The sequence below is a fragment of the Paenibacillus sp. J31R98 genome (assembly GCF_056269245.1).
This window is the reverse complement of record NZ_JBWDNO010000008.1, coordinates 149,775-175,573: the sequence shown is the minus strand read 5'-3', so window position 1 is coordinate 175,573 and position 25,799 is coordinate 149,775. Positions and strand designations below refer to the sequence as shown.

Here is a 25,799-nt window from a genome sequence, read left to right as displayed (position 1 = left end):
GCCAGCTTAAGGCTGGCGGCCTGTTGTATGCATATTGAAGGTTGTTCAAGTAATTTGCCGCATGAGCAGGAAGCGCGCCTCGCACGGCGGCGCATGAAAGCGAGCCGCTGCACAATGACGAACAAGCGCAAGTGGCTTACGGGTTCCATTGCTTTGCTCGCCATCGGCGCGTCTTCTTGCGACTCCTGCTTATCAGGCTTCGTCCACCGCTGCTAGCTTGCGATCCATCCGCTCGAGGAAAACCTCGTAGCCGTGCTTGCCCTCACGGTGCCGGCTTTGAATCCACTCTCCCCAATCCGCGAAAACCAGGTTGCCTTCGTCAATAATCCGCTGTTTGTCCCAATCTGGGAAAACAGCCTTAATCCAGGCCAGCCCATAGGCAAGATGACCAGCCTCGTCAGCCCAGTCGTAGTCGCAATCCTGCGCGGCATCAAGATCCTGCTTCTCGATAAACATTTTCTTCAGATTCTGTTTGTGCGTCGGCCCTCCTTGCTCCAGCTTGTGCAGCAAGAGCAGCAAATAACGGACGCCGCATTGCTTGAAGGCGCGCCAATGATCCGGCACCATCGGGTAATCAACGCCTACCGACAGTCCAATCGCGGTCAACCTGTCGACGCCCATCATCGCATGCCGCATCTCGTCATAGCACCAGCGGGCCGCGTCGAAATGAAGACGCCACGGCTTCTCCCGGTACTCCCAGATCAATGCGGCCGGTGTCTCGGAGGCCCACACCTCGTTCGCATGATCGATGGCAACATGGATTTGTTGCTCCGTGAAATTGCGAGCCGGACGCGGCGATACTTGCATCACCGCAGGTTCCCAGGAACGATCTCGCCCGCCTTCTGACGGCAGCTCGTAATCGGGGCGACCGAAATACGGATCGCTGTCCGCGCCCGCTTCACTAGCCGGAACCGCCTCGCGGTCAGGCCCATCGATGCCGCCGCAGCGGGTAAGGGCATCGGCGACCATTCTTCTCCACGCCTCCGTATCCGGCCGATCTTCCGCACCCGGCAGAAGCGGCAAGCTGCGATATTCCTCCAGCTCTTCCTGCAGCTCGGCAATGATTCGGCCGACATACAGGAACGACGGCGCGTCATCCAGCCGATCGGAATGGGCAAGATAATCGGTCAGCGCTGCCAAGATGGCCGGCTTGATGACCTCATACACACCGACTAGAAATAGCCGGTCGTCCGCCGCTGTCGGCAGTTTGTCGAGCGTCAGCGTCAGCCAGCCGTCTACGGTTTCTTCCACGTCCACTCGCGGATAACGCAGCTCCAGCGTGCGCGTGCGCAGCATGTCGGCATGCAGCGCATCCATCCAAACATGCCGCGCCAGCAGCTTCTTGCCAGGCCACCAGCCCATGGTCGGCATATACCCCGCCATCGCGCGCATCGTTTCCCTGACGGCGCGGTACGTTCTTCTCATTTTGCTGCTTGCAGCTTCCACATCCCGCAATACCCGGTTGTGTGTCTTGTGCTCCGGCATCCTCCAGAACCCCCTGCTTGAGTAGTCGATTCACATTGACTATACTCCTTCCGGACGGATGGATAAATGAGCATCGTAGTCGAAAAGATGGACTATTTGTGCAACTGAGCGTGAACTCCCTTGATGAGAGCCGACCTATGGTTTCTCCGGCATTGAACGTGCCCGAGCCATCTGTTATTCACCCTATTCCCCGCGCGGGGATGCCGTCCGAATCCACACCGTCATCTCTCCCGGCTGGCGATTCCCCCACAAGTAATACGGCACCGCTCTAAGGATTATGTTTGGGGACTGCTCGGTATCATCTAGCGGGCGATATGGTGTATCCGGCTGCCATGAGTCTCTATTATCCGATACCCCTTCCGCTGTAATGGTTACCGCACCTCCAAGCAGGCTAGTGTCGTAGGAGGATTGGAGCTTCATGCCTGTTTGAATGGACAAGGATGCGAGTCCATCGCCGTTATCGACTTCCTCCAAGCAATAAACCAACGGCCCTCGCTCAATAGCGGCTTTGCCCGCATTCGCGCGTATTTCCGGATGAGCGGCAGTCAGCTGCACGGTGAGCTCAGGCTCCCACACTACAACATCACCCGCCGACCAAACTCTGCATACGGCGGCATATCCGTTCTCCACCTCGTATTCCGTCCTGCTGCCATTTATCGTTAAATCCGCCTTCCCGCGACTCCACGAAGGTATACGCAGCGCAAGCGTGAACGCCTCATTCGGCGCTTCGGTCAGTTCAATCGACACTCGCCCTTCCCATGGAAGGTTCGATTGCTGAGTAAACGACACATTGCCAGCCGCAAGCGTAAAGCTAGCTTCGCTGCCAATAAAGAGATGCGTATGAATGATATTGTCCTCTGGAGACGACGTATAGATATACTCATTCAAGGAGCTGAGCAGGCGAGCGACATTCGGCGGACAGCAGGAGCAGCCGAACCATTTTTGACGTACGGCCTTAACATGATGACGACCTGGATTTAGCTGCGAAGCCTTCGGCCACACTTCCAGCGGATTGACGTAGAAGTAATGCTTGCCGTCCTGCGACATGCTGCCGATGACATTGTTATACAGCGCCCGCTCCATGACATCCGCGTAATCACTCTTCGCCTCTAGCTGCAGCATGCGCTGAGCAAAGAAGATCAACCCGATGGAAGCACAGGTTTCCGCATAAATCGTGTCATTCGGCAGGTCGTAATCGAACGTAAAAGCCTCCCCGTGGTGCGTCGAGCCAATTCCGCCCGTAATGTACATCTGCTTCTTCGTCGTATTTGACCATAACCGCCGACAGGCATCCAGCAAGCTCGAATCCTCCGTAAGCCTTGCGAGATCTGCCATAGCCGCGTACATATAGACAGCCCGAACAGAGTGACCAACAGCCGTATCTTGTTCGCGAACCGGACGATGCGCTTGCAAATACGCCAATTGCTTAGTAGATGGCACAGGCAGCTTCTGCTTTGTCCAAATACTAACTCCCTCACTGTGCCTACACTCTTCTGTGAAGAAGTTCGGTTCCGCCCCGCGCTCATCGATGAAGTACTTCGCCAAATTCAAATATCGTTCTTCGCTTGTTGCCTTGTGAAGCTTGACCAGCGCAAGCTCAATCTCCTGGTGCCCATCGTAGCCTCGAAGCTTGCCTGGCTCGCTGCCAAATACTTGCTCAATATAATCAGCGAACCGGCACATCACGTCGAGCAGCTTCCTCTTCCCCGTTGCATCATAATAAGCAACCGCAGCCTCGATCATATGGCCCGCACAGTAGAGTTCATGCGCTTCGTAGAGATTCGTCCACCGCTCTCCTGGCGCTTTGACCGTAAAATACGTATTCAAGTAGCCATCTTCGTGCTGAGCCAGTGCAATCAAATCAATGACTTCATCTGCCGTTCGTTCCAATGCTGCATCCGGATGATTCGCAAGCGAATAGCCTACAGCCTCGAGCCACTTCGCCACGTCGCTGTCCTGAAAGACCATCCCTCCGTATTCGCCCGCTTCAAGCCCCGCCGCAATGCGGAAATTACGGATCGCATAACTCGGTTCGGCATCCGCAATCCGATCATTCAGCGCTTCCCACTGATAGGGAATGACCGTCTCCCTGACAAGCTCTAGATACAAATCCCAAAATTTATCGCTAATCCTCACTTGTGGATCTTGCTTCCCTTGTTTGCCGTTTGCCGGTGCTCCCATCTGTATTCCCTCCTGGATATTAAGTGCCTTTTATATGACTTTTGACTATTCATGCTATCCAGTTTATCGTTATAAACAATAGAAAACTACGAATAAGTCCAACACCTTTTTTATAAAATATGACACTCACTCAGAGAGGATTACGAACGCATGAGCATGAGCCAGCAGCAGACATTCATCATCATGGAAATCCCGCCTATTCCCTATTACATTACGACCGGCTTAACGACCTTGCAGCTGGGAGAGCAGCATCCGAGCCGGCGGAATATTGGACTCTTCGATTTGTTGTGGGTTGTTCGAGGGACGCTCTACATCGGCGAGGACGATCAGGAATGGGAGTTGACCAAAGGGCAGACGCTGCTGCTGCTGCCTGACCGCTATCATTATTCGGTTAGACCGTGCGAGGAAGAGACGGTTTTCTATTGGACTCATTTTGATTTCACAGGGACCTATCATCAGTTGGATACGGATTCTCCGCCAGACGCTGTCCATCCGGTACGCAATGCTTGGAGCAACCCCCACCCGATTCGGATTCGGCAGTATGCGTCACCGCCACAGTTCGAGATGGCTGAGCGGCATTTGCAGAAGCTGCTTGCTTCGGCTGGCGCGCTCCGCTCCGAAGCATTCTGGAATGAGCAGCAGCTCTTCCTGGAACTGCTGCATGTGCTGGAAGAGAGCAACAGCGGGAAGAGCGATTCCCCTGCATTGAAGCTTGCGGAGAAGACGGAAGCGTTCCTCCGGCAGCATTATCAGACGGATCTGACGAACGAGAGCCTTGCGGCTGCGCTTCATTTTCACCCGAACTATGTTGTGCGATGCATGAAAGAGATCTACCGCTGCACGCCGATGGAATACCTACACGAATATCGGCTGGAGCAAGCCAAGCTGCTGCTTCTCAAGACGGAATGGTCGATCGCGCAAATCGCCGAGCACGTCGGCTTCCAATACGCGCCTTACTTCTCCAGCTGCTTCAAGCAATACAGCGGCGTCTCGCCACTGCGGTTCCGCAAGCAGTATTCGTCATAGACCTATAACCACGATTAATACAAGAAACCCGACTCCTCTATAAGAAGTCGGGTTTCTCTAATTCGGGAGCCTTCCATACGAAAGCTCCCTAGTATCCTCGCAACCGCTAACGGTTTCCACACGCGCTATTTCGCCTCAAATCTCTCTTATAAATCTCTAACGGTTCTCAGCAACGCTATATGGTGATTTCATCCGCTTTTTCTTCCGATTTGAGCCAAATAAGCCCTCTGACAACCGTTACATCTGAGGAAGGGTTATTTTTGCGCAAATAAGCACTGCCACATCCGTTAGAGCCTACCTTTGCTTCATTCGGAGGCTCCTCCTCTACACTATCAATGCCTGCCAGAGATCAGATGGCTCAGCACATTCACTGGTGTTTGTCCGACAATAAGCTTCGAACCGTCCGAATAACCTTCCTCCCGGCCGTCAAGCTCACTGATCAACCGATCACGCCACAGCGAAAGCATGCTCTCGTGCTCCTGGAGCCCAGCCAGATTGCGCAGCTCCTGCGGATCATGCTCCAAATCGAACAATTGCTCTTCGCCAGTCTGCGAGAACCAGATATACTTGCGTTTGCCATCCGTCAGATAGTGGGAGGACAGCTCGCCGTAGGTATGTTCTCCATGAATATAAGCTCGCCACTCTACCCCGCTTTCCACTTGCTGCGCGAGTGGAACCACGCTCATCCCATCAACTGTATGCGGAATCGGAACAGCTGCCGCATGAAGCAGCGTCGGCATAATATCCTGCAATTCAATGACGTTATCCACCAGCTTCCCTTTCTGCAAGCCCAATGTACCGGTCGGATCGTTCAGTATAAAAGGAACCTTCGCGCTTCCCTCATACGGAAGTGCCTTCTTATACAGCAAATGATCGCCCATCAGCTCGCCATGATCCGCAGTGAACATGATAATTGTGTTGTTCTGAACGCCATATTCGAATAATGCATTCAACAACCGCCCAATTTGATGATCGATATGGGTAATCAGCGCATAATAAGCGGCTAGCGCCTTCAACCGCATACGCTCATGTACAATGCCGCGGCCGGTCGTCGGACTCAAGCCTTCCCGTCTGCTGTCAGTCTGCTCCGCCCAATCGCCAATCGGCGGCTGCGGAAGCTCGATCCCGTCGTATAGATCGAGGAAAGCTTGCGGCGGATCAAGCGGAGGATGAGGCCGGACGAACGAAGTCCATAAGAAGAACGGCTTGCTCGGATCGCGCCTGCGCAAGAAGTCGATGGACTGCGTCACTGCCCAGTTCGTGGGATGCAGCGATTCATCCAGATGCCAAGGCCGCGCTACCGTTGAGGCGTTGCAATCGAGGCCATTATCCATAATATCGACGTTTGAGCCTGCTTTCTCGCGAAGCCAAGTCACGTAATCATCGCACTGGTCCCACCACGACAGCGGAGTCGTCTGGGAACGATTCCGGTTGTAATGCATATAGCCGTCATGCAGCACCACGTTATGGAAGCCGCAAAGGTTGCGAGTAGGATATACATGCATTTTGCCAACGCACTGGGTATGGTATCCGGCAGCTGCGAATTCACCCGCAATGGTATGCTCATAGTTCCACGGAACCTTATCCTGATAGCCGACTCTGCCATGATTCTCCTGTTTCATGCCGGTCATGATTGCGGCTCTTGCCGGGACGCAAGTAGGCGTTGCTGTGTAGGCGTTCGTAAAGGTGGCCCCATTCCTCGCCAAATTGTCCAAATTCGGAGTTTGAATGACGGGATGGCCCAGATAGTGCAATAAGTCCCCTCTCATTTGATCAACGGTAATCAACAAAATATTCGGCTGCATCCTTATATCCTCCCATTGTGCGGTTCATTATTTGTATCAAGCATCTAACTCCATTTTACTTGCAAACATAGCCTCGCTGGATATCAAATTCGGGATTCTTACCCATAAAAAATAAGTGAAAACGCCGAATTCCATGTATAATGACTTCAAACGCTAGCGAAAAAGGAGCTCGGACAAATGGACCTGCAATCATCTTCAATTAAACCTTGCTGCGCAGCTAAGCGGAGCGAAGCGAATATGGATGCTCCGCAAGACGCGCAAGCTTCAATACAGCTCGAGCCGCGCTATGCAGCAGCTGCCCAGGCTGAGTCGGAACGAACAGAAGTGCAGAGCATGCTGTTGCTGGAAGGCGGAAGCTTCTTGATGGGAACGGACGACCGCGAGGGATTTCCAGCTGACGGCGAAGGACCGGTCCGTGAAGTGACGCTGGAGCCGTTCTATATGGATCCTTGCGCAGTCAGCAATGCAGAATTTGCCCGTTTCGTAGATGAGACAGGCTATGTAACTGAGACCGAGCAATTCGGCTGGTCGTTCGTGTTTCATCTACTCGTCTCTCCCGAAACGGCGAAGAAGGTCACCAATGCCGTACAGAGCACGCCGTGGTGGTGGGTCGTGCAAGGAGCAGACTGGCGGCATCCGGAAGGACCGGATTCCGATATTGCAAGCCGGTTAGACCATCCTGTCGTCCACGTCACCTGGAAGGATGCCGAAGCGTACTGCCGATGGGCCGGCAAACGGCTTCCTACCGAATCAGAGTGGGAATACGCCGCGCGCGGAGGGCTCGTCCAGAAGAGATATCCGTGGGGCGATGAATTAAAACAAGGCGGCGAGCATCGCTGCAATATCTGGCAAGGAAAATTCCCGACGAAGAATCATGCCAGCGACGGCTATGTCGGAACAGCGCCGGTAAACGCTTATCTGCCTAATGGTTATGGGCTGTATAACATGTCTGGAAACGTATGGGAAATGTGTTCAGACTGGTTCAGTCCGAACTTCCACCTTACAGGACCTCGCCACAACCCGAAGGGTCCAGCCAAGGGGACAGCAAAGTCCATGCGCGGCGGCTCCTTCCTCTGTCACAAGTCCTACTGCAATCGCTATCGCGTAGCTGCACGCAGCTCGAATACGCCTGACAGCTCCAGCAGCAATATCGGCTTCCGCTGCGCGCGCGATGCATAAACAAAAAAGGTTGTCGGACGAAGGGATGGGACCTGCCTACTGCAGGTCCTCCTCAATCTGACAACCTTTTTCTCATGTATAAATAACGATTCCCGCAACTCCTGCCGCAGCAATTACGGCAACCGGATGCAGCTTATAACGAGTGAGCAGCACCAAACAGCCCGCACAAATGGCTAATGTCGATACGGTCATCCACGTAAACGCTTCTTGGCCGCTCAAGAAGCCAAAATGAAGCGCCGCATACGCGATCATCCCCGCAATAATCGGTCGGAGCCCGTAAAGCGATGACCTTAACCACTTACTCCCTTGGAACCGGAAGAAGAGTGCCGAGAGCAGCACAATGACCGCAAGCGACGGCAGCACCATGCCGAGTGTTGCGGCAATGCCGCCTAGTATGCCGGCCGAGTCGTAGCCGACGAGCGTCGCGGTGTTCGTCGAGATCGGGCCGGGAGACATACCCGCCATCGCGACTACATGTTGAAACTGCTCGGTCTCGAGCCAGCCATGCGCCTCGACCTCATATTGAATCATCGGGATAACCGCATAGCCGCCGCCGAACGAGACAAACCCGATTTTTAGAAACGTAAAAAACAATTGCCATATCATCGTCTATCGCCTCTCTCTGCCTAAATGTAATACTCTGGCGCGAAGAGCTCATGCGCGCTTGTCCCCGTCGGCATCTTATCTATACTCGTTCGATGTCCGAGCAGCTCCTTGCCCTTGATGAGCGCGATGCCCGCGAATAACCCGATGAAGACGATGTAGACCGGGTTGATCTTCAGTATGACCTGCAAGAGGACCGTCGCCATAGCTACAACAGCCGTCGTCTTGTCGATGACAGAGGCTTTCGCCATCCTGTAGGCAGCCATGAGAATGAGTGCGATTACTGCTCCGTGAATCCCCTTCAAAGCCGCAATCAGCTTCGGATTCGAGCCGTACAGCAAGTACACCAGGCTAAGCGCAATGACGATCATAAGCGCTGGCAGCGTAATGCCGATGATGGATGCGATGGCTCCGGCAATGCCGGCTTTGCGATAGCCGATGAACACGGCCGAGTTCACTGCTACGCCTCCCGGCGCGCTGCCCGCGAGTGACAGCATGTCTGCCAATTCCGCTTCATCCAGCCACTGCCGTTTGCCGACGATCTCCCGTTCGATAATTGGAATCATCGCGTATCCGCCCCCGAACGTCGATGGTCCGATCTTTGTAAATACAGCGAACAACTCGCCGCATGTCTTCAATTGGTTCTGCCACTTGCTCAGCATGACCGCTCAACTCCTTATATCACTATAATACCATCTTTATTTCATTTTGGAATTAAGTATTTCGCGGAATTTGTTATCAAAAATATTTATGTCTGATATATAAGGCATTGATAAATAGTATTCCGATAAGTAAAATCTATTTTGAATTCAAGTAGAGTGCGATATAATGAATTACAGATGGACCATTCATTCGAAAGCTAACCGATTGGCAGGGATAGACCGTGAACCTAATCGATAATCGAGTTTCCACTCCCAAAGAGAGAATCTATTCGCGAATTGCAGAGAGCGGCGGGACCATATCCAAAGCCGAGCTGCTTGCGGCTGACCAATTGACGAACAGCACGCTGACAAGGCTTCTCGACGACCTAGCTTCCGAAGGTCTAATTGAAGGGACCGGCTTCGGGCCTTCAAGCGGCGGGCGTAAACCGATCCTCTACCGTATTAATCCCGATTACAGATATATTTTCGGACTGGAAATATCCCGGTTTTCTTCAACGCTCGGCTTGTTCGATATGGCGCTTAATCCGAAGTCGCTCGTCCGCTGGTGGATGGATGAAACCATGAGACCGGAAGCTCTCGTCGCACACGCGGCCGGCTTAATGAAGCGTTTATTGAAGGATCACGGAATCGGCGCCGAGCAAATCCTAGGCCTCGGAATCGGTGCCGTCGGTCCGCTTGACCGGAGCAAAGGCATCATTCTGCGCCCGCTCTACTTCGCCGCCGAAGGGTGGACGGACGTTCCGATCTGCGAGATGTTCGAGCAGGCGACAGGTCACCGAACCTTCTTGGAGAATGGAGCAAACACCGCGCTCATGGGCGAGATCGGTGCCTCGCCACCCGAACCGCGAGCCGAGCACGCGCTCTACGTGCACGCTGGCGTCAGCTTGCGCGCCGCCATGATGACGAACGGACGCATCGTACATGGCAAATACGATACCGAAGGCTCCATCGGACAGATGATCGTTCATTCCGATGGTCCGAGGCTGCATGAGCACGGGAATTACGGCGCGCTCGAAGCGTTCTGCTCCGTGCCCGCATTGGAGCGCGACGCGCGGGCGATTGCCAAGAAAGGCGGATCATCGCTGTGCGAGCGATACGGCGTCACTCCGGAGCGGATCAATTACGAGGTCTTAGTGCGGGCATTAAACGACGACGAGCCTTCCGTGAAGCAGTCCTTCCAGCAAGCTGCTGCTTATCTTGGCATTGGACTCGCGAACCTGATTAACCTCTATCATCCAGAGCTTGTCCTGCTCGGCGGCGTGCTCATGAACTCAAGCCCCGACTTCTATCGGATCGCGACGGAGACTGCTCTCAAGAATACGTACTACGCTCCTGACTACGCGCCGCGCTTCACTAGGGGCAGCCTTGCCGAGGACGCCGTTGTGACCGGCGCGGCATTGAATGTCAGGAATCGGCTTGAGATTGGATAGGAGTTACTTAAAGAAGGGGCTGTCCCACAGGTCATCATGACTTGTGGGACAGCCCCTTCACTCTATACTTGTTCCGCCGATGTAGTCCACCAGACCAGCTTCTTTCTCCCATTTCGGCGGATTTCCACCAATGTAGTCCACCAGACCAGCTTCTTCCTCCCATTTCGGTGGATTTCCGCCAATGTAGTCCACCAGACCAGCTTCTTCCTCACATTTCGGTGGATTTCCGCCGATGTGTATCCCCACGGGTCACACTTCCAGCATTCCGCTCTATTTTCCACCAATGTGTATCCCCACGGGTCACTCTTCCGGCATTCCGCTCTATTTTCCACTAATGTGTATCCCCACGGGTCACTCTTTCAGCATTTCGCTTCATCTTCCACTAATGTGTATCCCTTCGGGTCACACTTCCAGCATTCCGCTTCATCTTCCACTAATGTGTATCCCCACGGGTCATACTTCCAGCATTCCGCTTCATCTTCCACTAATGTGAATCCCCACGGGTCACACTTTCAGCATTCCGCTTCATCTTCCACCAATGTGTATCCCCACGGGTCACACTTCCGGCATTCCGCTCCATTTCCCACTAATGTGTATCCCCACGGGTCACACTTCCAGCATTCCGCTCCAGTTTCCTCCTATGTATATCCCCACGGGTCACACTTCCAGCATTCCGCTCCATTTTCCACTAATGTGTATCCCCATGGGTCACACTTTCAGCATTTCGCTTCATCTTCCACTAATGTGTATCCCTTCGGGACACACTTCCAGCATTCCGCTTCATCTTCCACCAATGTGAATCCCCACGGGTCACACTTCCGGCATTCCGCTCTATTTTCCACTAATGTGTATCCCCACGGGTCACTCTTTCAGCATTTCGCTCCATTTTCCTCCGATGTGTATCCCCACGGGTCACACTTCCGGCATTCCGCTCTATTTTCCACTAATGTATATCCCCACGGGTCACACTTTCAGCATTCCGCTCCAGTTTCCTCCTATGTGTATCCCCACGGGTCACACTTCCAGCTTCCCACTTTCGGCTTCCCACTTTCGGCTTCCCGCTCTCGGCTCTCGGCTTTCGGCTTCCCACTTTCGGCTTTCGGCATTCCGCTCTGCTTCCAGCTATTTTCCGTTTTGCGTGTTGTCCATGTGTTGACTAATTAACTGTTTATTATATATACTGTTTATATAAATAACTGTTTACACTATAATCACTTATTCAATGGAGGTATGCATATGAATCAAAATGCCATCGAAATTCGCGGCTTACGCAAAAGCTATGGTCAGCAGACGGTATTGGACAACATTGATTTGACTGTACCAACAGGTACCATTTATGCGCTGCTTGGTCCGAACGGCGCCGGCAAAACGACGCTGATCCACATTCTGACGACACTGACAGGCGTCGATGCAGGCACCGCCAAGGTGGCAGGACACGATGTGGCGACGGAGCAGAACGGAGTCAAACGCTCGATTAGCTTGACCGGACAATTCGCCGCGGTTGACGATATGCTGACTAGCCGGGAGAACTTGAATATGATCGGCAGATTGTCTGGCTTGAATGCTGCCCAGACGCGAACTAGAACCGCCGAGCTGCTGGAGCTCTTCGACTTGGCCGCTGCCGCAGACAAACGAGTTAAGACGTATTCCGGCGGCATGCGCCGCAAGCTGGATCTGGCGATTAGTCTCGTCGTCGAACGCCCTGTACTCTTCTTGGACGAACCGACTACCGGACTGGATACGACAAGCAGACGTGCTTTGTGGGACATTATTGTGAAGCTCAAGTCGCGTGGAATAACTGTGTTTCTCACCACACAGTATCTGGAAGAAGCGGATCAGCTAGCAGATATCATATCCGTTATATCCGGCGGGAGTGTGGTCGCGACCGGCACATCGGAACAGCTGAAAGCCCGTGTCGGCGGCGAAGTCATTGAACTGATCGACGAGCATGAGAAAGTCGTGATGTCCATCCCAACAAGCGGAAGTGTGCAGGACGTACGGCGAATTCTTAATGGGCTTGGAGATCAAATTGCACCTGGCACGCGTGTCACCATTCGCAAACCGAGCATGGACGATGTATTCGTTACGCTTACAACGAGGCAGAAAGAGGAGGCTACTGTATGACACCTGCACAAATGGCGGAAGTGAAAGCTTCCTATCTCACGACAAACATCGTATTTATCGGACGGAGCATCCGGCTAAGCTTGCGCAATACCGAAGCGCTGCTCATGGCAATCATCCTCCCCGTCATGCTTATGCTCATGTTCACTTATGTATTCGGAGGTGCGATTGACCCCGGCGGGGACTACGTAGTCTATGTTGTTCCAGGCATCATTCTATTATGTGCCGGCTTCGGCTCTTCCTCAACGGCCGTAAGTGTTGCCGAAGATATGACGAACGGCATCATCGACCGTTTCCGTACGATGCCGCTTCATAGCGTTGCCGTTATTACGGGGCATATCGTAGCAAGTGTGGCGCGCAATCTTATCGCTACCGGAATTGTCATCGGCGTTGGCCTTCTCGTCGGCTATCGCTCCTCTGCCTATGTGAGTGAATGGCTGGCAGCGCTCGGGTACATCACGCTGTTCATTCTCGCTCTCACCTGGCTGTTCGCCGCCATTGGACTCTCCTCTGGCAACCCGAGCGCGGCAAGCGGCTATGGCTTCGTGCTGCTGTTTCTCCCTTATCTCTCAAGCGCCTTCGTTCCAACCGACACGATGCCCTCATGGCTGCGCGGAGTTGCGGAGCACCAGCCGATTACGCCGGTAATTGAGACGATTCGAGGACTGCTGAACGGAACGCCGATTCATAACAACGGATGGCTGGCTCTTGCTTGGTGCTTCGGTCTGTTAGCAATCGCATTCGTATGGACCAACCTTGTCTTCAAGCGGAAGGCAGGACGGCGATAAATCGCCAATGGCCTTCTGTCACTTGTATCACATACAAAAAAACAGCGCTCCAGCCGTGATGGCCGGGCGCTGTTGTTGTTATGGTTGTTTCCGTTCCAGAAAAGCCTGGATACCGTCGAGTATCCGCTCTAGGCCGAAATCGAAGTCATTGCCTACCGTATTCTCGGTTTCGTTCTCTCCCGTGTAAGCGCCGGAAGCAACTATCGGATGCAGGTCCGGATAAGCATCCGCCGAGACGAGCTGCTTCAGTGCGGCCGTATAGCTAAGGCCGCTGAACGCTTCCGGAGTCGAACCCGCTTGGACGGCACGAATCATATCCCGCTGGAGGAGTCCGACTGATCTGGCGTAGCTGCTCACTAGAAGCACGATGGACATTTTCTCAAAATCATTCAGCAGCATACCGCGCATAGATCTGAGCGACCAGTCGACGAACCTCAATTGATTGGGCGTCATCGGCACGCCCGAGATCGGTATATCGCCGAACCAAGGATGATCACAGAATACGGATGAGGTGACCCGAACGTATTCCCTTAAGTCTTCTCGCCAGTCTACATTAGACGAGCTCGGCGGAACCACGAAGTCGCACACGGCCTCCTGCATAAGCAGAAGCAGGTCCTCTTTGCTCTGGATATAGCGGTATAACGACATCGCGGAGTACCCAAGCGATTGTGCGACACGATTCATAGAGACGGCGGATAACCCGTCTTTGTCCGCAATCACGACGGCTGCATCGACGATCATCTTAATGCTGAGCTCGCCTTTGGGCCCTCGCTTCTGCTGCTTCACGTATCCCCAGCTTATGGCTAATGCATTCGGCAAGCTTTGGAGCACCTCATCACTGCCTGCGCTCACTGTCGCATTCGCTTCGGGATCGACAGTTTCATTTTGCGTCACATCTGTATTGTTTTCTTTCCGCATCATTCAGATCCTCCGGCATCATGCTCTTCAAGCACCGAAATTGTATACTATATAAACAGTATATCACAATTCGACACTATCCAAAATAAAAGCCGGCTAGATCCTTTTCCTGCTCAACACGTCCATCCGATTACTCTACAATCCGCTCAAGCCGCAAGATCCAATCCTCCTGATCCGGCGTGTACGCTCGCCACATCATGCCGCTGCCATAGCCGTGAAACTCGCCTGTGGCTGGCGTCCATTCGCCTGTCCTCGGGTTCATCCACTGGCCTGCATATTGCCCGCCGCCCCGCTTCTCCCCAAGAATCATGACCATGACCGGAGCTGCTGCCCTGCCGCCGGTACAGTAGACAACATACTGCTTCTGTAGAATCGCCGCGCAATATACATTGCTCTCTATCGTCGTGCTCACCCACTCCGGATGCGGCTCGAGTTGCTGCCAATCAACCGATTCCATGAGCGCCCGAACATGTGCCATCTGGCCGGAGCCGGGCAGATTCAGATCATGCGTCCAGGTATCCGGACGGAAGAAGTCCGTCCACTTCTCCTGCTGATCGTCATTGTACAGCGACCAAATTCCGTGAGCGCCGTATGTCTGTCCAATACAGCCCTGCAGCAGCGGCACATAGGTTGCGAACCGGATCGCCTTATCGTCAATTCGACCATCCTCCAGCACGCAATTCGGATGGTTCTCATACCAGGATTCGCTCATAATAGCTGGCTTCGGCGGCTCCAAGCGATAGTCGATCAGAGGGAGCTCCGCCATAAAGTTTTTGAACCCGAGCACATGCCCGACTTGGATCAAGTTAAAGTCATACCAGTCCTCTGCATGGTAATGGCAACTTGCGCTATGCGGCGCGATGGAATGAACGGAGGTCGGATGGCCGTACGGATCATAACGGTGAATTTCCTGCCCCAGCTCACGCCATCCCTCTACGTCATTGGTAAACAAGTACTCGCCTGTCGGTGACCACATCACATTGTAAGCCGCATACCGCGCAATGATATAACGAAGATAATGCTTCGCGCCTTCTACCTGAATGCCCTGCAGATCCTGTCCCCACATCGCCATTAGGCAAGGCACGAAGCCTTGCTCCAGCATCAGCCCAATACGCAGATCCAAGTAATCGAAGTAGGCCGGATTAATACAAGAATATCGCTTCAGATACGGAGCTCCTCCCTCGTTGAGGAAGTATTCCGGATCATATTTCACATAGCTTGCCGTCTCTTCATCGTGTTCATCTGCCGTCGGATGACCGACTACCATCTGAATGACATTGAAGCCCTTGCGCTTACGGTCATCCAAGTATGTCGGCAGCGTAGACTCCAGATCGCACCGTAATGTATGCGCCGACCAGAGCGTGTCCCCCATCCAATAAAATGGCGTTCCGTCCGCATATTCGAACGAGCGACCCGACTGATGAACACGGATGAATCCCCTTCGGTTCGGATTAGCGATCAATTCCTCCGGCTGCCAATCGGCGGCCGTTACCGTACCATCCTGCCCATGCAGCCCGCTATCTGACTCCTCCGAGCATACGGTTATGTACGTCCACTCGCCCGCTTCACTCGGCGCGAATCGAATCCGCCACTGCTGATTCCCACCCCAAAACCCAGGAATCAGAAGCTCCTGTCCATTTGGACCGCTAAACCGAGCATGCAGCTCTACATCCATAAACGGATTCTCGTAGCTTCTCTCCGCCTCGAACGCAAGCTCCACACATGACCATACTTTTGCCGCTATCTTATTATCCAAGCTTTGTCACCATCCCGATTCGCAGAAATGTCAGCTGCCTGCTTTCTAAGCCTGCTTTCATTTTAGATCAAGCTATGCGATGGAAATAGTAAATAAACCGAGGAAATCTACCGTTATCCGGAGATTTCCTTACAACTCGACAATCGCTTTAATGACCTTGCTCTCCGGCTTTAGCCACTGATCGAACGCATCTATCATTCCGTCAAACGAAGAACGATGCGTAATATACTTATCGATCGCAACATCCGTATGACGCAGAACATGGAGAACATGATTGAAATCTTCCTTTGTCGCATTCCGGCTGCCCATCAGCGTTAATTCACGTTTGTGGAAATCAGGATCGGAGAACGTAATTTCTCCTTTGACAAGTCCGACGAATATTAGCGTTCCGCCATGTGCCGCCAGTTCGAATGACCTGCTCATCGAACCTGCATTTCCGGTCGCGTCAAACACAGCAATGGGGAACTCTCCCTCGGTTAACTCGGATAGCCGCTGCTTCACGTCCGATTCCAAAGCGTTGATCGTCTGGTCAACCTTCGCCCAATCTTTGCAGAAAGCAAGCCGTTCCTCGTTCACGTCCATCGCAATAACACTAGCACCAGCATGTTTGGCAAATATCATCACTCCAAGACCAATGGGGCCGGAGCCTATCACGAGAACCCTGTCGCCAGCGCCGATACCCGCTCGACGCACAGCATGAGCGCCGATTGCGAGAGGTTCAACGATTGCCGCTTCATCCAGAGATAGACCATCGGTAGGAAGCAAGTGAGAGATTGGCACCGCGATCCGTTCGCGCATCCCTCCATCGACATGTACGCCAAGCACGCGCATATCTGTGCAGCAGTTCGTTTTCCCTCTCCGGCATGCGATACATTGACCGCAATGTAAATACGGAATGATAGACACTTGATCGCCTGGACGCAGCGAGCCCTCATTATCGCCAATTTGCTCAATAATACCCGACAGCTCATGCCCTAATATGCGCGGATAATGGAAGAACGGTTGATTGCCTCTGAACGCATGGTAGTCGGTACCGCAAATGCCAATTCGCTTGATACTCACAATCGCATGACCGTCCAGCAGCTCTGGCTCTGGAAGATCATCCGTCATCCGGAACTGTTCTATTTGGTCGCAAATAATCCCTTTCATCGTAGCCCCTCCTCGTTACGCCTCGATATCCACGTTATATCTCGGCACTCCGCTCACCCAAGTTTGATTATGAATTGGAGCTAGTATCTCCAGCACGGCATGGAGCAGCTCTTGATCGATCGGTTCTTCGGTCCATCTTGCATTTCGAATGATATTCGCGGGATTAGCAGTGCTAACCAGCGTGGTCGGGATCTGCTCATTGCTTGTGGAGAACTGGACCGCAAGCTTAGCAATATCCTCACCGCGATCCGCAAGCAGCTGAGCCGCCTGATTACATTTAAACTTCAGTTCATCGCTCGCGGGATGCCACTCCGGTGTACCTCTCGTGCTCAGAAGTCCCATTGATAATGGCGAAGCATTCACAAGTCCGACGCCTCTGTCGTTCAGCAGTGGAAGCAATCGCGTAAGCGAGGTATCATTCAGCGCATAATGGCAGTATGAGATGATCGCATCGACCTCTATTGCGGGAAGCAGCTGTTCAAACAAGGACAGAGGCAATCCGCAAATACCCGTAAAGCGGATTTTCCCCTGCTGCTTCAATCGGTTTAATGCTGGGATTGCTTCTTCCAGAATGATCTCCGGCTGTACAAATTCAATATCGTGAAGGAACAAAATATCAACATAATCGGTATGCAGTCTGCGCAGGCTCTCTTCCAGGCTGGCTTCAATTCGCGCGGCAGAGAAGTCGAACTGGTCCGCTCCATACCGCCCGGCTTTGGTCGACAGATAGAACCGATCCCGCGACAGCTGGCTTATCGCTTTGCCTAATACTTCTTCGGCTTTGGTGGCGCCGTAATATGGGGAAACATCCATGTAGTTGATGCCCGCATCAACGGCGGCATGAACCGTACGAATAGACTCTGCTTCGTCGGTTGGTCGAAACACGGAGCCCAGAGATGATGCTCCGAAGCTTAGCTTGGAAACGTTCATTCCGGTCTTCCCTAGTGGCCGATATTCCATTCCTTTCACTCCAATCCTATTATCGATGACTACCTCTTTTCTTCCATTCTACTCTCATAATGGCATAATAAAATATCAGAAAATCACTTTTTCATTCCGGATTTTGATATATTATAGCTATTCAAAATGTACTGGAGGCGCGAAGCATGAAGCCGATGAGAAAACCGTTCTCCTTCGATCCGCTATTCCCGTTCGATCTCGTTTACCAAGGGGTTCGGTATACCGAGAACGAGCTTCCCGATCATCTCCATGACATGTATGAAATCGTATATGTTCATTCAGGCAAAGGCACTTTCTTTATTGATAACGCCCTTTACGAGAAGAGCGCCGGAGACTTGTTCCTCATTCCCGGCAATACCGTCCATCGTTCATTCCCGTCTGACAGCGAGCCGATTGTATCTACCGCGCTGTTCTTCGCCCCAACGCTAGCCCAGCGGGATTCGCTCGGAGATGATTACGATCCGTTGAGGTGCTTCGATATTGCGCGTAAGAAGAAGCAATATAAAGTGGAACTCACTGAGCAGGCCGGACAAATTACGAATAGGTTCCTTACTGGGATGGCAGAAGAGTTATCGGCTCGAGCACTCGGTTACCGCCATTCGGTTATCTTGCAGTTGCAGCAGTTGCTGTTGGAGCTTAGCCGGCAGCCTTCAACTAGAGAAGCCGCTGCCGCAAGAACTCGAATCGGTCCGCAGTGGATTCATCATGCGCTTCGAACGATCGATAATGACCCTGTTCAGTGCGGCGGATTACGGGAGCTGTCCGAAAAGGCCTGTGTCAGCGCGGCCCATTTCTCCCGAGTCTTCAAGCAGCTCACGGGGATGAATGTCACCGACTATGTGAATGCCAAGCGGCTTATCCGTGCCAAGGAACTGCTGCTTGCATCGGACGAAAGCATCGAATCGGTCGCGCTTGCCTGCGGCTTTCAGGGGCTTCCCCACTTCTATCAAGCCTTCAAGAAATTAACGGGCATGACGCCGCGGTCGTATCGCCAGCAGCATGAATAATAAAAAGTGCAATGACCTTAATCTTGCATCGCTAGCCTCGGCTGCCACCAATAGGTGGTGGCCTCTTTCATTTTCGCTGATTACATAAATTGGGAAAGATATGATCATTATAAAAGCAAAAGGAGTTCGGAGGGATTTTATCCCATGTCGAAAATCGGTTATTTTAAATACTTGATTAACAAGCGAAATATGATGAGACAAGCTGAGCATCTTAAAGAGCAGTCATTACACGATAATCCGCAGCCGCAGGAGCTTTATCCAAGTTTGGAGCAGAATTTAGATATGCTCCGTTCGATTTATGCCAACTGCTCGGACGTGATTTTCCATTGCTTCACCATCGGAGAGAATACCAATGCCCTACTTATGTATATCGAAGGCTTATCCGATTCCAAAGGAATAGAAGAGTTTGTCCTTGCACCTCTCTTAACGGAAGAATCGGGCAGCATGTCTCTGAAATCTATAAAGAACAAATTGCACGTTCCACAAGTGAAGGAATTTAACAACTTCTTGAAATGTATTGAGTTTCTCTCAACCGGTTATTCGATCCTAATGATCGATAACGAATTGCAAGGAGTTGCAATAGGGCTAGCGAGATGGGAGAAACGTGCAATTGAGGAGCCTTCGGCAGAATCGGGAATCAGAGGCCCGCGGGAGGGGTTTACGGAGACCCTTCGGACCAATACTTCCCAAATACGTCGAATCATCAAGAGCCCGTATTTGAAGATGGAATCCATGATAATCGGCGAGTACACGCAAACCAATGTCGTCATTGCTTATATTGAGGGTATTGCGGATATTGCCTTGGTGGAAAAAGTAAAGAATCGCCTCCAAAGCATTAAAATAGATGGAATTCTAGAGAGTGGGTATATCGAGGAATTGATACATGATTTCCCATTTTCCCCTTTTCCGCAATTGCTTACCACGGAACGTCCTGATGTAACCTGCGGAAATTTGTTAGAAGGACGGATAGCCATTCTGACGGAAGGTACGCCCTTTGTCTTAATAGCACCTGTTACCTTTGCTACTTTAATGCAAAGTCAAGAGGATTATTATCAAGGATTTATGATTGCCTCTTTTATCCGGTGGCTGCGCTACACGTTCAGCATGATTTCCCTTTTTCTTCCTTCTTTGTATGTTGCCATTCTCACTTTTCATCAAGAGATGATTCCGGGTTCATTGCTCCTCAGTATGGCAAGCTCAAGGGAGGTCGTCCCTTTTCCGGCACTTGTTGAAGCGTTGATGATGGAGATCTCCTTCGAAGCGCTTCGTGAAGCAGGAGTACGATTGCCGAAGCAAATCGGCTCTGCCGTGAGCATTGTAGGCGCACTCGTTATCGGACAAGCTGCCGTGCAGGCTGGTCTTATCTCAACACCGATGGTAATCGTGGTTGCCCTAGGAGGCATCTCTTCTTTAATGATCCCCAGATATCCCGTAGGGATCGCCGTAAGGATACTTCGCTTCCCGATGATGATACTGGCGGGAATGTTTGGACTGCTCGGTATAATGATGGGCTTTATCGGTATTCTTCTTCATGTATGCCACATCCACTCCTTCGGCGTCCCATATCTTTCCACCCTATCAACCACTAATGGCCGACAATGGAGAGACGTCCTGATTAGAGCTCCTTTGTGGATGATGGATACGCGTCCTGACCTCACAGGAGGGAATAATCATATCCGTCAGGCTCCTAATCAAAAACCCGAAACGGGAATGGAAGATGAGGGTTAACATTTGAAATCTTTATATAAACGATTGAAATTTGTTCCCTTACTCCTTGGATGTATGCTATTTAGCGGCTGCTGGGACCGTACAGAGCTCAATGATTTGGCGTTGGTAACAGCATTAGCAATCGATAAAGCAAAGAACAATCAAGTTCGAGTAACCGCACAAATCTTCCTCCCAAAAAATCAAATGGGGAGTTCCGGTGCTGGAGGAGGCAGTGGTGGTGGCGGCGGCGGACAACCAACCGCCACACGGTCTGAACTTGGAGAGGATACGGCAGATGCTTTGTCAAAACTTCAGCAAATCGTTCCTCGGAAATTATTTTGGGGACAATGCAAAATATTTATCATTAGTGAAGCGTTCGCAAAGAATGGAATCCGCGAACAATTCGATTTTTTGCTTCGTCATCCCCAGACAAGAGAGCGTGCGTATATGTTTGTGAGTCAAGGGGATGCAGCGGATTCGCTGAAAGTACTTCCGCTTGTTGAACGTTCTTCTGCTGAAGTGCTGCGGGAGTTTTCCAGAGGCCACGTAGGAACTCAAGTGACAATGGAAGAGCTGTCAATGATGCTGATTGGGGATTCACAAGCTGCCCTCCTTCCGTTGATTAAGATCTTGCCAGCGGAAGAAACGCTTAAGCCAGATCAAACGTTGCCATATATTTTCGGGACCGCTATTTTCAAGAAAGACAAGATGGTCGCGGAAATCTCGGGCAAAGTGACAAGAGGCGTTATGTGGATGAGGAATGAAATCAGACAATATACGAGCACCTTTAAGCTAAATAACGAACATGGGACTGTCTCACTTAATCCAGTAAAAGCCAGTGTAAAGTATATTCCCACTATTGAAGGGGATCAATGGAAGATGACCTTAAAAGTACAGACCGAAGGCAGTATCGTTCAAAACGGTACCAAGCTGAATCCGATGCAACCGGAAGCATTCAAGATTTTCGAAAGAGCATTTGCAAAGGATGTAAGGAAACGATTGCAATCGACAATTCACGTTGTGCAAAAAGATGTCAAGGTGGACATATTGGGCTTTGCCATGGCGTTTCACAGGAAATATCCTAAGATCTGGGAACAAAAGAAAAACCAATGGGACGAGATGTTCCCGAATGTTGAAGTGTATATAGATATCGAAGCACATATATTGAGACCCGGTCTGACGAGCATTACAGGGGGAGTCCCTCCGGAAGAGGTGAAGAACTAATGAATTGGCTTTTTTTATGGATAACGCCTGTAGTGATCCTAATCTCGCGTTTCGAATGGCCGAAATTAAAGCAAAAACCAAAGAAGGATAAGGCAGCTTTTATCGTTCTGCTTATGCTTGGCTGGCTATTATTCATATTTGATCTGCCCCATGTAGCAGGTCCTTCAACTTTTTTTCGGACCCTTTATAAGCCGTTCGAGGCACTGCTGAAGTAATGTACAAATTAGAAAGGCCAAGGGGGATTACCGATGCTAGAGAGAGGAAAAATCTCTTCATTTCAATTAGCGTTCGTCTTGTACTCGACCGTACTGGCGACAGGATTCTTAGTACTGCCATCCATTTCGGCACAGTATGCAAATAATGACTTCTGGATGACCGGCTTTTTTGCCCTTATTACCGGTAGTATATGCGTTTATACAGCTCTTAAGCTGCATCAGCTCTATCCAAAGAAGACCATTGCTGAATACAGTGAGCAAATTCTTGGCAAAGCCTTAGGGAAGATTGTGGTAATCTGGATCAGTTTTCACCTTATGAATTCAGCAGGTCTTATAACCAGACAATATGCCGAATTTGTCAGCGGCAATTTTTTGTTCAGAACACCAATCGTAGTCATCATATCCTCCATTTTGTTGCTCACTGCTTTTGCAGTATATGGCGGGGCGGAGATGATCGCAAGGAGTGCAATGATTCTAACTCCGATCTTTATCTTGCCAATATGTTTTCTTGGTTTACTTATCCCAGACTTGAACGTTAAAAACATGTTCCCTATCCTACACCATGGAATTTTCCCTGTTATTAAGGGTTCGATTGGCCCTCAGGCTTGGGCAGCACAGCTTTTTATAATGTCCTTTTTTCTGCCCTGTTTAAAAGATCCCCAAAAAGGTAAGAAATGGGCTTTGCTTTCTCTCTGTGCAATCGTCTTTAGTATGGTATTTATCAATTTAATCGTGTTGTTCTTGCTTGGGCACGACTCGGGCAGTAAAACGTACCCCGTATTGATTGCATTTCGTTATATTAGCTTCGCCGACTTCTTCGAAAATCTAGAAGCTTTGCTTCTGACGATGTGGGTTGCCGGAAATTTCGTGAAAATCGCGGTATTTTATTATGTATCAGCATTGTCGATCGGATATTGTATGAACCTTACGGATTATCGGCCTATCGTATTTCCTGTTGGCTTAATGATAATGGCATTAAGCTTATGGGGGATTCCGAATTATTTTACTTTAGGTCAACATGCAAGAACGGTTGCACCAATCGATATTCTGTTAAGCATGCTGGTTATTCCGATCATTTTGCTTGTTGTGGCTGGTATTCGCAGAGCAATTGCAAGGAGTAAATAGACAAAAAAGCAGGTCAATCATGGTGGTATCACACCAAGATTGACCTGCTCCAATTGCTTATTTATAAGCGCGCATCGCTTTGCCAATCTCACGCAGCGTCGGCTTCTTGCCGTACATGAGCACGCCCGCGCGATAAATCTTCGCGGACAGCCAGCCTGCCACTAGAATCGTCGCTAACAAAATACCAATCGACACCCACACCTGCCACCAAGGCGGGTCGCTCAATCCGAGACGGCACACCATCGCATACGGTGAGAAGAACGGGATGAACGACGACACCTTCACAAGCGTCGAGCCTGGGTTGTTAATGCCGCCAAGGATGCAGATGTAGAAGCCTGCGAGCGACAGCATTGTAATCGGCAGCACCGCTTGACCGAGGTCCTCCGTCCGGCTGACGATTGAGCCGACTGCCGCGAACAGAGTCGCGTACAGGTAATAGCCTGTTAAGAAGAACAGCAGCGCATAGATAACGAGAACCGGATCAATATCGCTGAGCGAAATGCCAAAGCTGCTCAGCTTATCTTTATTTTGCGGCATCGACATGTTGCCGATGATCACGAGAATGTAGAGCGCCAGCTGCAGCAGGACGACGAGGAACATCCCGAATATTTTGCCAAACATCGCCTTCAGCGGTGCCACGCTCGTAATGAGAATCTCCATAACACGGGAGCTTTTCTCCGCAGTAATCTCGCTTGCAATCATTTGACCGCTGATCATAATAGCCATGAAGAGCAGGATGATAATGACATACACGGTGACCATGTCCATGCCTTGCTCCTCTTCCGTCTTGCCTTGACCGATCGAGCCTGCGCCGCCAGTCGTCGAGATTTGCACCGTGTCGATCTGAATCGGCGATTGCAAGAGCGCCTTCAGCTCATCGCTTAGGCCGCCTCCGCTCAGAACCATCTCCTGCTTCACCACTTGAAGCGCGGTCTTCAACGACTGCGATACTTTGCCCTCCATCAGGCTCTCGGACTTATACGTAACCGTCGGGAATCCTTCTTTGTTAGGCGTAAATGTGATATACCCGTCAATCTTTCCATCGGCTACCGCTTGCTTGAGCGCTGACTCGTTGTCTTGATCGCTGTCGCTTGCTGGTTTAACGGAGATAATCTCAAGGTCAGGCTTCGGCTGCTGCTGCTTATAATATCCGGCGAGCACTGAGCCAATGTGGCTGGCTGTGAACATCTGCGATCCCAACTGATCTTCCTTCGTCTCCATGTAACCGACTGCTGTTGGCTTGCCTTCACCGCTCAGCTGGGAGATGATATACGGCAAGTTGATACCGATACTCATAATGACCGCAATAATAAGCGTTGTGATGATAAAAGCTTTCGTTCTTACCTTATTCTTCGCCGTAAATCCGACGACCGTCCAGAAGCTGCTATTCATGGTTTTCACCTACCGTCTTAATGAAAATTTCATTGAGCGTTGGCTCCATGATTTCAAAACGCGTGACGTTGGTTTGGCGTAGTGCGAGTTCCAGAGCTGGTCTGCCAGCTGCTTCATTGCTAATCAGTAGCTCATAGCCGTACTCATGACGAGTGACATTCATCACCCCTTGAATATCGGCGAGTCCAGACACATCGCCATCTGTGGCTAGCATGATTCGCTCCCGCGGAAACTGCTTCTTGATCGCTTTCAGATTGCCTTGAAGAACAGGATTAGACCTATGTAAAATCGTAATGTTGCGGCAAAGCTCCTCAACATGCTCCATCCGGTGCGTCGAGAATAGAATGCTCGTGCCGCTGTCGCGTAGCTCCTTCACCGTTGACTTCAGCAGCTCCACGTTGACCGGATCAAGTCCGCTGAACGCTTCGTCCATGATGACGATAGCCGGCTTATGGATGACCGACGCGATGAATTGGATCTTTTGCTGATTGCCCTTGGACAGCTCTTCAACCTTCTTGCCATAATACTCCGGCACGCCGAACCGATCGAGCCAGCGCTTCAAATTCTGGTCTGCATCACGCTTCGACATGCCGCGCAGCTGCGCCAGATATATGATTTGGTCACTTACAATCACTTTCGGATACAGGCCCCGCTCCTCCGGCAAATAGCCGAGTCCATGCAGCTGTTCTTTGCTGTAGGCTTTGCCGTTATAACGGATTTGGCCGGAATCGGGATAGATGAGCCCGAGCACCATCCGCATCGTTGTCGTCTTGCCCGCCCCGTTCGCGCCAAGCAGCCCGTAAATTTCCCCCTGCCCTACATCGAAGCTGATGCCGTTCACTGCCGTCTTCTCGCCGTACTGCTTGAAAACTTGTTCGAGCGATAATGCATTCATTTCCTGCAAAACTCCTCTCACAGACGTGATAGTTACAGTATAAGCAAGAGGGGGAATGAAAGTAAACCATTGGAAAAAGAGGCGCGAAGGAATAGGAGGGGAACCGTGCCCTGCGGGCGGTACGGGGCTTCGCTCGCTGTTGTTGTTCGGATTCCCTGATTATATAAAACA

At 51.3% G+C, this 25,799-nt stretch carries 23 protein-coding genes; 11 read left to right on the top strand and 12 right to left on the bottom strand.

The genetic code is table 11. The features are described 5' to 3' along the window. Positions 1–27 precede the first annotated feature (27 nt). Positions 28–216 (top strand): hypothetical protein, encoded by a 189-nt coding sequence (locus AC0YNX_RS24930; protein ID WP_475818400.1) that lies wholly within the window; start codon positions 28–30, stop codon positions 214–216. On the opposite strand, the gene AC0YNX_RS24925 is transcribed toward AC0YNX_RS24930, so the two are convergent. After that, positions 193–1,485: a hypothetical protein gene (locus AC0YNX_RS24925; RefSeq protein WP_475818399.1), complete on the bottom strand. Its 1,293-nt coding sequence runs from the start codon at positions 1,483–1,485 to the stop codon at positions 193–195. The two genes, AC0YNX_RS24930 and AC0YNX_RS24925, sit on opposite strands and share 24 nt — an antisense overlap. 183 nt (positions 1,486–1,668) lie before the next feature. Continuing rightward, on the bottom strand, positions 1,669–3,666 hold the full coding sequence (locus AC0YNX_RS24920) for a glycoside hydrolase family 127 protein (protein ID WP_475818398.1): 1,998 nt from the start codon (positions 3,664–3,666) through the stop codon (positions 1,669–1,671). A gap of 150 nt (positions 3,667–3,816) precedes the next feature. Between AC0YNX_RS24920 and AC0YNX_RS24915 the strand changes: the two genes are divergently transcribed. Then, positions 3,817–4,692 carry a helix-turn-helix domain-containing protein gene (locus AC0YNX_RS24915; protein WP_475818397.1) on the top strand — a complete coding sequence of 292 codons (876 nt, stop codon included), beginning with the start codon at positions 3,817–3,819 and terminating at the stop codon, positions 4,690–4,692. 332 nt (positions 4,693–5,024) lie between these two features. Here the strand turns inward: AC0YNX_RS24915 and AC0YNX_RS24910 are convergent, their stop codons facing one another. After that, the gene (locus AC0YNX_RS24910; RefSeq protein WP_475818396.1) at positions 5,025–6,497 is read right to left on the bottom strand and encodes an arylsulfatase; all 1,473 of its coding nucleotides are present in this window, start codon (positions 6,495–6,497) and stop codon (positions 5,025–5,027) included. 177 nt (positions 6,498–6,674) lie between these two features. On the opposite strand from AC0YNX_RS24910, the gene AC0YNX_RS24905 reads away from it, so the two are divergent. Further along, on the top strand, positions 6,675–7,676 hold the full coding sequence (locus tag AC0YNX_RS24905; protein ID WP_475818395.1) for a formylglycine-generating enzyme family protein: 1,002 nt from the start codon (positions 6,675–6,677) through the stop codon (positions 7,674–7,676). 72 nt (positions 7,677–7,748) lie between these two features. Here the strand turns inward: AC0YNX_RS24905 and AC0YNX_RS24900 are convergent, their stop codons facing one another. Together AC0YNX_RS24900 and AC0YNX_RS24895 are read right to left on the bottom strand one after the other, a co-directional pair. Beyond that, positions 7,749–8,282: a chromate transporter gene (locus AC0YNX_RS24900; protein ID WP_475818394.1), complete on the bottom strand. Its 534-nt coding sequence runs from the start codon at positions 8,280–8,282 to the stop codon at positions 7,749–7,751. A 20-nt stretch (positions 8,283–8,302) separates the two neighbouring features. After that, positions 8,303–8,941 (bottom strand): chromate transporter, encoded by a 639-nt coding sequence (locus AC0YNX_RS24895; protein ID WP_475818393.1) that lies wholly within the window; start codon positions 8,939–8,941, stop codon positions 8,303–8,305. A 221-nt stretch (positions 8,942–9,162) separates the two neighbouring features. On the opposite strand from AC0YNX_RS24895, the gene AC0YNX_RS24890 reads away from it, so the two are divergent. Next, positions 9,163–10,371, top strand: coding sequence for an ROK family protein (locus AC0YNX_RS24890; RefSeq protein WP_475818392.1), 1,209 nt, complete (start codon positions 9,163–9,165; stop codon positions 10,369–10,371). 57 nt (positions 10,372–10,428) lie between these two features. Here AC0YNX_RS24890 and AC0YNX_RS24885 read toward each other — a convergent pair whose 3' ends face one another. Then, positions 10,429–10,617: a hypothetical protein gene (locus AC0YNX_RS24885; RefSeq protein ID WP_475818391.1), complete on the bottom strand. Its 189-nt coding sequence runs from the start codon at positions 10,615–10,617 to the stop codon at positions 10,429–10,431. Positions 10,618–11,607: 990 nt separating this feature from the next. Between AC0YNX_RS24885 and AC0YNX_RS24880 the strand changes: the two genes are divergently transcribed. Next, on the top strand, positions 11,608–12,495 hold the full coding sequence (locus AC0YNX_RS24880; RefSeq protein ID WP_475818390.1) for an ATP-binding cassette domain-containing protein: 888 nt from the start codon (positions 11,608–11,610) through the stop codon (positions 12,493–12,495). After that, positions 12,492–13,280 carry an ABC transporter permease gene (locus tag AC0YNX_RS24875; protein ID WP_475818389.1) on the top strand — a complete coding sequence of 263 codons (789 nt, stop codon included), beginning with the start codon at positions 12,492–12,494 and terminating at the stop codon, positions 13,278–13,280. The genes AC0YNX_RS24880 and AC0YNX_RS24875 overlap by 4 nt, the downstream gene beginning before the upstream one ends. A 78-nt stretch (positions 13,281–13,358) precedes the next feature. Here the strand turns inward: AC0YNX_RS24875 and AC0YNX_RS24870 are convergent, their stop codons facing one another. The 4 genes from AC0YNX_RS24870 to AC0YNX_RS24855 all read right to left on the bottom strand — a co-directional run bounded on the left by AC0YNX_RS24870 (position 13,359) and on the right by AC0YNX_RS24855 (position 18,063). After that, a complete protein-coding gene (locus tag AC0YNX_RS24870) occupies positions 13,359–14,201 on the bottom strand; it encodes a TetR/AcrR family transcriptional regulator (protein WP_475818388.1) in 843 nt (280 codons plus the stop codon). Between the two features lie 127 nt (positions 14,202–14,328). Beyond that, the gene (locus AC0YNX_RS24865; protein WP_475818387.1) at positions 14,329–15,954 is read right to left on the bottom strand and encodes a glycoside hydrolase family 140 protein; all 1,626 of its coding nucleotides are present in this window, start codon (positions 15,952–15,954) and stop codon (positions 14,329–14,331) included. Positions 15,955–16,083: 129 nt separating this feature from the next. After that, the gene (locus AC0YNX_RS24860; RefSeq protein ID WP_475818386.1) at positions 16,084–17,103 is read right to left on the bottom strand and encodes a zinc-binding alcohol dehydrogenase family protein; all 1,020 of its coding nucleotides are present in this window, start codon (positions 17,101–17,103) and stop codon (positions 16,084–16,086) included. Positions 17,104–17,118: 15 nt separating this feature from the next. Next, positions 17,119–18,063 carry an aldo/keto reductase gene (locus AC0YNX_RS24855; RefSeq protein WP_475818385.1) on the bottom strand — a complete coding sequence of 315 codons (945 nt, stop codon included), beginning with the start codon at positions 18,061–18,063 and terminating at the stop codon, positions 17,119–17,121. 146 nt (positions 18,064–18,209) lie between these two features. Here AC0YNX_RS24855 and AC0YNX_RS24850 point away from each other — a divergent pair, with 146 nt between their 5' ends. The 5 genes from AC0YNX_RS24850 to AC0YNX_RS24830 all read left to right on the top strand — a co-directional run bounded on the left by AC0YNX_RS24850 (position 18,210) and on the right by AC0YNX_RS24830 (position 23,341). Next, entirely contained in the window at positions 18,210–19,070 is an 861-nt protein-coding gene (locus AC0YNX_RS24850; protein ID WP_475818384.1) for an AraC family transcriptional regulator, read from the top strand. Between the two features lie 144 nt (positions 19,071–19,214). Continuing rightward, positions 19,215–20,798 (top strand): spore germination protein, encoded by a 1,584-nt coding sequence (locus AC0YNX_RS24845; RefSeq protein WP_475818383.1) that lies wholly within the window; start codon positions 19,215–19,217, stop codon positions 20,796–20,798. Between the two features lie 3 nt (positions 20,799–20,801). Further along, on the top strand, positions 20,802–22,001 hold the full coding sequence (locus AC0YNX_RS24840) for a Ger(x)C family spore germination protein (RefSeq protein WP_475818382.1): 1,200 nt from the start codon (positions 20,802–20,804) through the stop codon (positions 21,999–22,001). Continuing rightward, positions 22,001–22,216, top strand: a complete 216-nt coding sequence (locus AC0YNX_RS24835) for a hypothetical protein (protein WP_475818381.1) — start codon at positions 22,001–22,003, stop codon at positions 22,214–22,216. The genes AC0YNX_RS24840 and AC0YNX_RS24835 overlap by 1 nt, the downstream gene beginning before the upstream one ends. A gap of 33 nt (positions 22,217–22,249) precedes the next feature. After that, positions 22,250–23,341: a GerAB/ArcD/ProY family transporter gene (locus tag AC0YNX_RS24830; RefSeq protein ID WP_475818380.1), complete on the top strand. Its 1,092-nt coding sequence runs from the start codon at positions 22,250–22,252 to the stop codon at positions 23,339–23,341. 57 nt (positions 23,342–23,398) lie between these two features. Here the strand turns inward: AC0YNX_RS24830 and AC0YNX_RS24825 are convergent, their stop codons facing one another. Next, positions 23,399–24,733, bottom strand: coding sequence for an ABC transporter permease (locus AC0YNX_RS24825; protein WP_475818530.1), 1,335 nt, complete (start codon positions 24,731–24,733; stop codon positions 23,399–23,401). Then, the gene (locus AC0YNX_RS24820; RefSeq protein ID WP_475818379.1) at positions 24,726–25,628 is read right to left on the bottom strand and encodes an ABC transporter ATP-binding protein; all 903 of its coding nucleotides are present in this window, start codon (positions 25,626–25,628) and stop codon (positions 24,726–24,728) included. Before AC0YNX_RS24820 ends, AC0YNX_RS24825 begins: the two co-directional genes overlap by 8 nt. Positions 25,629–25,799 lie beyond the last annotated feature (171 nt).

Coding starts and splice junctions, on each gene's coding strand:
- AC0YNX_RS24875 (WP_475818389.1), top strand. CDS start 12,492: ATGACACCTGCACAAATGGCGGAAGTGAAAGCTTCCTATCTCACGACA.
- AC0YNX_RS24870 (WP_475818388.1), bottom strand. CDS start 14,201: ATGATGCGGAAAGAAAACAATACAGATGTGACGCAAAATGAAACTGTC.
- AC0YNX_RS24860 (WP_475818386.1), bottom strand. CDS start 17,103: ATGAAAGGGATTATTTGCGACCAAATAGAACAGTTCCGGATGACGGAT.
- AC0YNX_RS24880 (WP_475818390.1), top strand. CDS start 11,608: ATGAATCAAAATGCCATCGAAATTCGCGGCTTACGCAAAAGCTATGGT.
- AC0YNX_RS24905 (WP_475818395.1), top strand. CDS start 6,675: ATGGACCTGCAATCATCTTCAATTAAACCTTGCTGCGCAGCTAAGCGG.
- AC0YNX_RS24915 (WP_475818397.1), top strand. CDS start 3,817: ATGAGCATGAGCCAGCAGCAGACATTCATCATCATGGAAATCCCGCCT.
- AC0YNX_RS24820 (WP_475818379.1), bottom strand. CDS start 25,628: ATGAATGCATTATCGCTCGAACAAGTTTTCAAGCAGTACGGCGAGAAG.
- AC0YNX_RS24910 (WP_475818396.1), bottom strand. CDS start 6,497: ATGCAGCCGAATATTTTGTTGATTACCGTTGATCAAATGAGAGGGGAC.
- AC0YNX_RS24930 (WP_475818400.1), top strand. CDS start 28: ATGCATATTGAAGGTTGTTCAAGTAATTTGCCGCATGAGCAGGAAGCG.
- AC0YNX_RS24845 (WP_475818383.1), top strand. CDS start 19,215: ATGTCGAAAATCGGTTATTTTAAATACTTGATTAACAAGCGAAATATG.
- AC0YNX_RS24835 (WP_475818381.1), top strand. CDS start 22,001: ATGAATTGGCTTTTTTTATGGATAACGCCTGTAGTGATCCTAATCTCG.
- AC0YNX_RS24830 (WP_475818380.1), top strand. CDS start 22,250: ATGCTAGAGAGAGGAAAAATCTCTTCATTTCAATTAGCGTTCGTCTTG.
- AC0YNX_RS24825 (WP_475818530.1), bottom strand. CDS start 24,733: ATGAATAGCAGCTTCTGGACGGTCGTCGGATTTACGGCGAAGAATAAG.
- AC0YNX_RS24855 (WP_475818385.1), bottom strand. CDS start 18,063: ATGGAATATCGGCCACTAGGGAAGACCGGAATGAACGTTTCCAAGCTA.
- AC0YNX_RS24900 (WP_475818394.1), bottom strand. CDS start 8,282: ATGATATGGCAATTGTTTTTTACGTTTCTAAAAATCGGGTTTGTCTCG.
- AC0YNX_RS24925 (WP_475818399.1), bottom strand. CDS start 1,485: ATGCCGGAGCACAAGACACACAACCGGGTATTGCGGGATGTGGAAGCT.
- AC0YNX_RS24850 (WP_475818384.1), top strand. CDS start 18,210: ATGAAGCCGATGAGAAAACCGTTCTCCTTCGATCCGCTATTCCCGTTC.
- AC0YNX_RS24920 (WP_475818398.1), bottom strand. CDS start 3,666: ATGGGAGCACCGGCAAACGGCAAACAAGGGAAGCAAGATCCACAAGTG.
- AC0YNX_RS24895 (WP_475818393.1), bottom strand. CDS start 8,941: ATGCTGAGCAAGTGGCAGAACCAATTGAAGACATGCGGCGAGTTGTTC.